Genomic DNA, 1,640 nt, shown 5'->3' with positions numbered 1-1,640 from the left:
CTCGTTGAGCTACTACTTTTCTTATATTAAGTGCCATTAATACAAAACCAAGTTCTCTTTTGACTTTATTGAGTCCTCGGACAGACATCCGAGTGAAACCCAAAATAGCCTTCATAAATCCAAAAACAGGTTCCACATCAATTTTTCTTTGACTGTAGATATTTTTTGTTTCTGGTTCTGAAAGCTTTTTGTTAATTTGGGATTTAAAATATTCCCAGTTATAATTCTTCATTATTTTTTTGTTTGTTTTTGAATTGAAGTTCATACATTGATTTTTCAGAGGACATTCTGAACAATCATCACATTCATATAATTTGAAGTCTCGCTTATAACCATACTTATCATGACGATAGGCATATCTTTTAAAACCTAGCCGTTTATTATTCGGACAAATGAATTCGTCATTAATTTCGTCATAGTTCCAATTTTGAGTATTAAAGATGTCACTTTTATATTTTTTAGTTTTATCTTTTATAAACATTCCATATGTTATGAGTGGCGTTCGATTAAAGTCATCTATAATTGCCTTATAATTTGATTCACTACCATAACCTGCATCAGCTACAATATATTCAGGTAAATGACCGTAGGTCTCTTGAATTGAATTTAAAAATGGAATCATCGTTCTAGTATCCGTTGGATTTTGATACACATTATAAGATAAAACAAATTGGGAATTTGTCGCTATTTGTAAATTATACCCTGGCTTAAGTTGTCCATTTTTCATGTGATCTTCTTTCATTCTCATAAATGTCGCATCATGATCTGTCTTAGAATAACTATTTCTATCCTTTAAAATAGATTTTTGAAATTCGTATCGATACTTTCGCTCAAAATAATCATTGATTTGCTTTTTGTATTTTTTGATTTTAGTTCTTTTGAGACGTATTTGTTTTCTTGTTTTAGTACATTTTTCATTGTTGATATGTTGGTTTAAATCTTCGATTTCTTTATCTAAGTGACTACCAATCAAATCTATTTCTTCTTTTGTTAATTCATTATCATGATCTTCTTTAATTTCCGGTATGATTTTATTGGTTACCAATTCATGGTAGAGGGCTTTAGAATCCTCATTCATCTTTGATTCATGGTTTTGAATACTCTTTTTCCATACAAATGTATATCGATTGGCATTTGCTTCAATTTTTGTACCATCAATAAAAATAGCTTTATCATCTATAAGATTTTGTTTTACACACTGACTGTAAAATTGAATAAATAAAGATTCTAATAAAGCATCTACTTTTGGATTTACTCTAAATCGATTAATTGTTTTATAAGAAGGTTTTTGATTTTGTGATAGCCACATCATTCGGATGCTATCATTAAGCATTTTTTCTATTTTACGACCTGAGAATACAGATTGTGTGTAGGCATATAGAATCACTTTTAACATCATTTTAGGATGGTACGAAGTTGCACCACGGTGATGTCTGAATTCGTCGAATTCATTGTCAGGAATTGTTTCAACAATATCATTTACATGTCGTGAAATATCATTTGTGGGGATAAGAACTGAAGTTTCCATTGGTAGAGTAAGTTGAGTCATGTTATAATTTTTATACATAAGGCACCTCGTTAATTTAGTTTAGTGATGTTTATTAAATTATACGAAAGTGCTTTATTTTTTTAAAGTATTA

The 1,640-nt window shown here is 29.3% G+C and carries 1 protein-coding gene; it reads right to left on the bottom strand.

Annotated features, from left to right (window positions below; genetic code table 11):
* Window positions 1-1,567: IS1182 family transposase (locus NR218_RS12645; RefSeq protein WP_053031972.1), on the bottom strand; the 1,567-nt coding region annotated here is incomplete at its 3' end.
* Window positions 1,568-1,640: the final 73 nt, after the last annotated feature.

This window comes from Staphylococcus sp. SUC_1.2 (assembly GCF_026222585.1).
Note: the sequence above shows the minus strand (reverse complement) of the source record. Positions and strands in the feature narration are given on the sequence as shown.